Origin of the sequence: Roseibium sp. MMSF_3247 (assembly GCF_030733765.1) — a bacterium.
GTDB lineage: Bacteria > Pseudomonadota > Alphaproteobacteria > Rhizobiales > Stappiaceae > Roseibium.
This window is the reverse complement of sequence record NZ_JASHII010000020.1, coordinates 1-7,478: the sequence shown is the minus strand read 5'-3', so window position 1 is coordinate 7,478 and position 7,478 is coordinate 1. Positions and strand designations below refer to the sequence as shown.

General features: G+C 50.5%; 5 protein-coding genes. 3 read left to right on the top strand and 2 right to left on the bottom strand.

What is annotated here, in order from left to right; all coding sequences use genetic code 11:
• Positions 1-36: 36 nt before the first annotated feature.
• Positions 37-375 (bottom strand): hypothetical protein, encoded by a 339-nt coding sequence (locus RBB44_RS25270; protein ID WP_306150586.1) that lies wholly within the window; start codon positions 373-375, stop codon positions 37-39.
• 741 nt (positions 376-1,116) lie between these two features.
• Here RBB44_RS25270 and RBB44_RS25265 point away from each other — a divergent pair.
• The 3 genes from RBB44_RS25265 (at position 1,117) to RBB44_RS25255 (ending at position 5,809) form a co-directional block, all read left to right on the top strand.
• A complete protein-coding gene (locus tag RBB44_RS25265; RefSeq protein WP_306150587.1) occupies positions 1,117-3,264 on the top strand; it encodes a methyl-accepting chemotaxis protein in 2,148 nt (715 codons plus the stop codon).
• A gap of 151 nt (positions 3,265-3,415) precedes the next feature.
• The gene (locus RBB44_RS25260; RefSeq protein ID WP_306150588.1) at positions 3,416-3,721 is read left to right on the top strand and encodes a hypothetical protein; all 306 of its coding nucleotides are present in this window, start codon (positions 3,416-3,418) and stop codon (positions 3,719-3,721) included.
• A gap of 420 nt (positions 3,722-4,141) precedes the next feature.
• Positions 4,142-5,809, top strand: a complete 1,668-nt coding sequence (locus RBB44_RS25255) for a bifunctional diguanylate cyclase/phosphodiesterase (protein ID WP_306150589.1) — start codon at positions 4,142-4,144, stop codon at positions 5,807-5,809.
• A 343-nt stretch (positions 5,810-6,152) separates the two neighbouring features.
• On the opposite strand, the gene RBB44_RS25250 is transcribed toward RBB44_RS25255, so the two are convergent.
• On the bottom strand, positions 6,153-7,235 hold the full coding sequence (locus RBB44_RS25250) for an IS481 family transposase (RefSeq protein WP_306150590.1): 1,083 nt from the start codon (positions 7,233-7,235) through the stop codon (positions 6,153-6,155).
• Positions 7,236-7,478 lie beyond the last annotated feature (243 nt).

The following is a 7,478-nucleotide window of genomic DNA, read 5'->3' as shown; positions in this document are numbered from 1 at the left end:
CTTATAGGTCGGGGCGGCACTGCTCATGCCACTCAATTACCCCGACATCCTTGACGAAAAAACAATGTGACAGCACCCCTTCAGCAGCTCTGCTTCCTCTACCATCGCTGCCATTTCCGCTTGGACTTTCGACAGAGCACCTTCTTGGCGTGTTGCACGGTATTTCATAACGGTCATGCGGGCACTCAAGATGTCTTCCTGCATGTCTGCCAGCAAAATCGAACTTCTCGCAGTTGAACGATAGTCGCTAAACTTGCCTAATGCGGAAACGCCATTCGAGACGCCAAAACCTGAGATGACAACAAGAAGGACGAGCAACAAGCCAAAGCCAAGCGCAATTTGGACTTTGAGATTTGAAAGGGATTTGAAGAGCATCGATTCGTTCCAGATACGGGGAAATACGTAACACAGCCGAAGCTTGCTCTTTAGAGATTAACTTTACGTAATCATATGTTGAAAATTGGAAGCAATATTTTCCGATACGTCCTTGATCGTTATCCAGCACAAAGGCACCAATCTGATGTGCAATGTCGTCGCTTCGCCCCGTGCCTATGGCCGGCTGTTTTGACCTGCTAGCTTAGGCAATCCCTTGGAGGGAGCGGCAAACGAATTAAGTCATTCAGATAAGGCAACTCTGAATTAAATCCTAATTGTAAGAAAAAATACATATCCATAAGTACAGTCAAATACGTAGCCTTGATAATTGTCAAAGCGGATAGGGATGCTTCTAATTTCAATGTGTCGTTACGAGACCAGGTCGGCAAAAAAAGGCCTCCGAATGAAAAACAAACGGAGGCCGAACAAAGTTACTGTGCACGAGGCCCATCCGACCTCGATCTCGTGTCTAAAATCTTTGAAACATGCGCACAAGTTGCCAATATTCGCAATTACGTAAAATTTCCCCTGCAAGAGCTGGATGGGTGCGCGAGTTGGCTCTTCGCGTTGAACTGCGGACCAGCGGCGCCTATCACTAATAATATCAGACCGATTGTTCTTCCACGTGCGACGGTGTCCAATAGAGATAGTCCGTGGCCTGTCAGCTTACCCGATAAAGACTTTCTTAATTATAACCGCTGAAATTAACGTAACGGAATTTCTCATTGGAGCTTCAAAGCTATGCGTCTATCGCAAAAACTTCCGGCCCTTGTTGTCGGATGTGCGGCCGTCGTTGGTATTGGCATTGGAATCGGCAGCTATTTTGCATCGAAGAACACGATCGACAGGCTTGCCGCGCAGCGCCTTGAAGCGGCTACGGAGGTGGGGTCAGAAGACTTTTTGAATTATTTCAGATCTATAGAACGGCAGCTCATTCTCACCTCCGAGCTTCCAAATACCGTAGCCGCCACAAAAGAATTCACCAACGTTTGGAACTTCTGGAAAATGACCGGAGGCAACCCGACCGAGGAACTGCAATCATCTTACATCACAGACAACCCGCATCCGACCGGCGAGAAGGATGAACTCTACGATGCAAAAACAGGGACAGCTTATGATGCTGCCCATGCAAAGTTCCATCCCGGGTTTCGACGTATTCAGCAGGATGGTGGCTATTATGATGTCTTCCTGTTCGATACACAGGGCAACCTGATTTACTCGGTCTACAAAGAACTCGACTTTGCCACGAACTTTTCGGAAGGCGGCGGCGAATGGGCAAATACGGATCTTGGTGTTGTGTTCCGGAAAGCCTTACAATTAACCGATCCGGCGGCAGTTGTTTTCGCTGATTTTGCACCATATGGGCCGAGCTACGATGCGCCTGCAAGCTTCATGGCTCATCCCATTCACGATGGAGACAATTTGATCGGTGTCCTCGCGTTTCAGATGCCGATAGACAGGATTAATCAGATTGTCCGCCGGAACCTTGGCCTTGGGGAAACGGGCGAGCTTGCCGTCATCGGCGAAGACCGCTTGATGCGCAACGATAGCCCGGCAACAGACCAAGTTTCAGATATCCTGGCGACCAAACTTGACAGTCCAGTCATCGACCGAGCGTTTTCTGAAGGTAATGCCTTTGGATATGACACGTTACACCGGGACATAACGATGGACGTTGACGCGAAGGCATTCGAGTATCAGGGCAACAGATACGCCTTTGTTGCGATGCAGGCCTATGGCGAGGCCCATGCGCCAGTATTTGAGATGCGCAACCAACTGCTGATGATCGGAGCCGGTCTGCTGGTGGTAATCGCTGCGATCGGTTACCTCCTTTCTCGGACGATTACAAAGCCCATCAACAATATCGTTGGAGACATGGAGCAGCTTTCATCCGGGAAGACGGACATCGTGCTCGAAGGTGCCGACAGGCGGGATGAGATTGGCGACATGGTCAAGGCGGTTGCGGTCTTCAAAGAAAGCATGATCCAGAACGAGAAACTTGCCCGCACAGAGGCTGAAGAAACGCGGCGCCGCGATGCGCGTGCACAGCATATTGAAAGCTTAACCAAAGATTTTGATGCACGCGTTTCGGAACTCCTGAACGGTGTCGCTGCGGGATCCGTTGAAATGGAAAAAACAGCAGGATCTATGGCCGCTATCGCCACTGAGACAAATGATCGGGCCGGAACGGTCTATAATGCCGCCGAACACGCTGCTTCCAACGTGCAAACTGTTGCCGCAGCGACAGAAGAATTGATCAGTTCAATTGATGAAATTGCCCGTCAGGTCACCCAGTCTTCTGCAATTGCCAAGAGTGCGGTGGATCAAGCAACCACTACGGATCAACAAGTACAAGGGCTCGTGGTTGCAGCGCAGCGGATCGGTGATGTAATCGGTCTGATTTCTGAAATCGCGGAACAAACAAATCTCCTTGCACTCAATGCAACAATAGAAGCTGCGCGTGCCGGAGAACTTGGCAAGGGCTTTGCCGTCGTTGCATCCGAGGTTAAGGAATTGGCAAGCCAGACTGCGAAGGCCACAGAGGAAATAGGGCAGCAAATCAACAGCATCCAAACGGAAACAAACCAGGCTGTCGCTGCGATTAAAAGCATTGGTCAAACAATTTCGGAAATGAATGAAATTGCAGTTGGCATTTCCTCAGCTGTTGATCAGCAGAAAGCGGCCACCGGTGAGATCGCACATAGCATCGAAAACGCAGCGAGCGGTGCGAAAGAGGTAACTGCGAACATTCAGGAAGTGACCTCTTCGGCTGGAGACGCAGGGGCCGCAGCTACGCAAGTAACCGAAACTGCGGGGGATCTAAGCCAGAAAGCTGAGCTCCTGAAATCGCAAGTGGAGCAGTTCCTCAGTCAAGTCCGGGCAGCTTGAGAAAGCTTTTTGGAGCCCTCACAAACAATCAGCTTTGCGGGTAACGAGCCCCTGGCGACTTCAGCCTCTTTTGTGAACTGTCAAATAGTAGTGGTTGCCATGCCCGTTGTGAGCTGGCCACATAAAACTTTACGGCATTTGGAGTTTTCATTTGAATATTGATCCACGCATTGCCAGTCGTCTACGAGCGACCTTTGAAAAGCGCATCGATGATTTTGATGCAGAAGCGGATCACCTGCTTCAGGGGATGATTAGTGAATGCAGCCGAATGGGCGAAGAGGGTTTTCCGTCTTTTTCCGCTTTGGCAGATCGTCTGGAGGAATATCGAAAGCTCTTGAAGCAGCATCCCGCGCGATCACAAGGTGGCAAAAAAATCAGAGAGAATTTGATTCAAGTATCAAATGATCTGAGCAATATGTTTACCAGATTGGCCGATATCGCAGCCGAGAAGGGCTAACCTACGCCCGAGGGATTTCATATCGGCATCAATTATTCCAACACATGCAAAAAAGAACCCGGTGATGCTTTTGGAGGCTGATCACCGGGACAAAGTTTTAGCTACTGGGACCTGTAGTAAAATCCCAACCTCTTAATATGACCTAAACAAAGATTCGGCAATCCGCATATTGCTCCACATTCTGCCGGATTTGCTGAATAAGTGATTTGGAAGAACATCATGCTCAAATGTGAACAGGCCCTCTTTGTGACGGATGCAACCTACGAATGCATCCCTCTTTTTCAGTAAAACCATAGATAAAAACAACATGGATTATTTCAGTTTCTCTGCGGAAACCGATAAATAAGACATTGTTTGTTCTTGGAAAATTAAGGACCGCGGAATAGTTTGGGCACTGTTGGTAATTTGGTGTTCGAACACATGCTTGATGATTTGATTGCCCGTGCCTCGTGCTTCAATCAAGATGTTCTGGTCATTTGCGAAGCAGAGCCATTTGAAGAACCCGGCCCTAAGATTGTTTACGTCAACGACGAATTCACCCGCATGACCGGGTTCTCTGCCGAGGAGGCGATTGGCAAGTCTCCACGCATCCTGCAAGGCGAGAAAACTGACCGGGATGTGATGCGCAGGATCGGTAAACGGCTGCGGCGTTGGGAACATGTTCGTGAAGAGCTGCTGAATTACAAAAAGGATGGAACACCGTTCTGGGTAGACTTGAGCATCGTCCCGGTGGCGGACGAGACAGGCTGGTACAGATATTGGGTCTCTATCCAAAGGGATGTCACCGAAGTCCGGCAAACGCGTGAGCAACTGAGCCGTCAGAAGTCACAATTGCAGTTTGCTGCAACCCACGACGCTTTGACCGGATTGCTCAATCGCAACGGGCTGCGGGATGCCATTGATCGACAGGTTGCCAACGTCAGCCAAACGTTTGGTCTGATTTGCCTGGACCTCGATCGATTTAAGATGATCAATGACAAGCTCGGGCACGAAGTGGGTGATTGTGTCCTTAAGGCCGTTGGAAGCCGCCTTTCCGGCCTGCTGAAAGCCGATGATATTGCCGCCCGTCTTGGAGGTGATGAGTTTGTTTTTATTCGGCCAAGCGTAAGCTTTTCTGATCTTCAGGCCCTGGCAAATGACATCAACGAAAAGATGAGCGATCCGGTTCAATGCGAAAAGCAGACCTGCAAGATCAATGTCAGTCTTGGCGGGAGCGTTGGATCGACACGACAACTCCACAACAATGTTCTCTTTCGCCAAGCTGACTATGCTTTGCATCATTCCAAACATACCGGACGCAACCGATACACCTTCTTTACGGAGGAGATGTCCGAACAACTCTATTTGCGCGATGAGCTGGCAAATGATCTGCTTGATGCGATTGATCATGAGGAATTCAGCATTGTTCTCATGGAGCAAGTGAACGCAGTAGATCAGACTGTTCACGGCTACGAAGCTCTCGTGCGATGGAACCACCCACGTCTTGGTGTTTTGTCGCCTGACACCTTTCTTCCCATCGCTGAAGCGATGAAGGTTACCGAAGAAATAGACCGTATCGTCCTTTTAAAGTCGTTGAAGGCGCGCAATCAGTTACAGTCTCAAACAAATCTGAAGATCAAAATGTCGGTCAACGTTTCAGCACGGCGTTTGCTGGACACCCGGTTGATTGAAGAGTTGTCACAAATCAATGTGGAACCAGGCACTCTGGTATTTGAACTCCTGGAAACCGTTTTCCTTGATGACCCGAACGGGGATGTTGTTCGAGCCGTCAACCAGATCCGGGAGATGGGTGTCGGCATCGATATCGATGATTTCGGGACCGGACACGCGTCCATTATGAGCCTGATGCAGATCCAGCCTGACCATCTAAAGATTGACCGCGGGCTTGTCGAACAAATCACCGTTTCCGAACGGGGCAAACGTGTCGTTGCCGCGATTATTGAGATAGCGGAGGCGCTCAATGTCTCTGTGGTCGCTGAAGGGGTCGAGACCAAAGAGCAGGCAGAGTTACTAGCGGAGTTGGGATGCGTTGCCCTTCAAGGCTTTTTGTACGGCAAGCCGAAAACCTTGGAGCAGCTTGTTGCCTGAATACAATTAATTGGCCGTGCATTTGAAGTCGTCTGAGTGCCGCCAAGCCTTTTTCCAAATGCAGAAGTAAAAACAGCAATCAAATACAAAACCAGCTGCGGTACCAGTCAAAAATTCCATATTCTCCTGCCTGATCGCAGCAACCTTGAGATAGACTGACGATGAACGACCGGCGTTTTGCTGCTTTGATGTTTTTGGCTGTGGGAGGTGTTTTGACCGCGACCCTGATTACAATCAGTTCTGGGATCTATTTGGGAAATTGATTGCCTGAATTTCGCATGTGCGTGGAGTTTGACCTAGGCAAATTTATGTGTAAAACTCTAGACTTGATCTGACGTACGCCTCAGCCAGCGATGCTGAGCATGGTTTTGGCACTGTCCGATTGGTCGTGCGTTTTGATGGTCTTCTGGGCGGCTATGTGTAGCGTTTCACGGAAGGTCTGCATAGGCGTCTTTCCATAGCAGTATCTCCCCGAGTGCGGCCGTTGTTCATTGTACTTGGTCAGCCACACGTCCAAATCGGTTTGCAACTCCTCCACCGAGCGGTACAGCTTCTTGCGGAACGCAATATCGTAGAACTCGTCCTTGATCGTGCGGTGGAAGCGTTCACAGATGCCGTTTGTTTGGGGTGAGTTGGCCTTGGTCTTTGAATGGTCCACGTCCTCGACCGCCAGATAGAGCTGATAGGCGTGATTTTCGACCTTGCCGCAGTATTCGGTGCCCCGGTCTGTCAGTACGCGCAGCAGGTCGATCTTGTGGTCGGCGAAAAACGGGATCACACGATCGTTCAGCAGGTCCGCCGCCGTGATTGCCGTCTTCTCGGTGTAGAGTTTGCAGATCGCCACGCGGGCATAAGTGTCAACGAAGGTCTGTTGGTAAATCCGCCCCACACCCTTCATTGTGCCCACATAATAGGTGTCCTGGCTGCCCAGATAGCCGGGATGGTGGCTCTCGATTTCGCCATGGGCTTCCTTCTTGGCTTTCGCCTTTTCCAGCGCGGCCATCTGCTCTTCGGTCAGAAGAATACCCTCCTGGGCGGCGCGGGCCTCCAGGGCCTTCAGGCGCTTCTTCATCGTCTCAAGGTCATTGCGCAACCAGATCGACCGGATGCCGGACGACGACACCATGACACCCTTTTGCTGCAACTCCCAACTGGCGCGCTTCTGGCCCAGGGCCGGGTTCTCGATGGCCAATTCAATGACCGCACGTTCAACATGCTCCGGCACCCTGTTCTTCAGGATCGGCTTCTTCCGGCTGAGGTCCATCAAGGCCTCTTCGCCGCCTTGCTCGTAAAGCTCCTTGAACCTGTAAAAGCTATCCCGTGAATAGCCCATGACGTTACAGGCCTGCGAAACGGACCCAAGCTGCTTGGCAAGTTCCAGCAGTCCCAGCTTCGGTTTGATGATCTTCTCTTGAATGCTTGTCATCGATCGACACTCCTTGTTACGCTCCATAAGAGCAGAAATGTCAGATCAAGTCGCGTGCTTTGCAATTTATGCAAAATTGACCCGGCTGCACTTAAGCACTGCGAAGTTTCGCTCAGCGCTTTTATCAAGTTGGCCTGGCCGTTCTTCTTAATGCGCAGCTGACCCCTAGGCTTCGGACTCATAACCAGTAGCACACGGTTGCCGCGAGGCAGAGGGACGACAGAAAGTTCCTGGCGTTGCGGT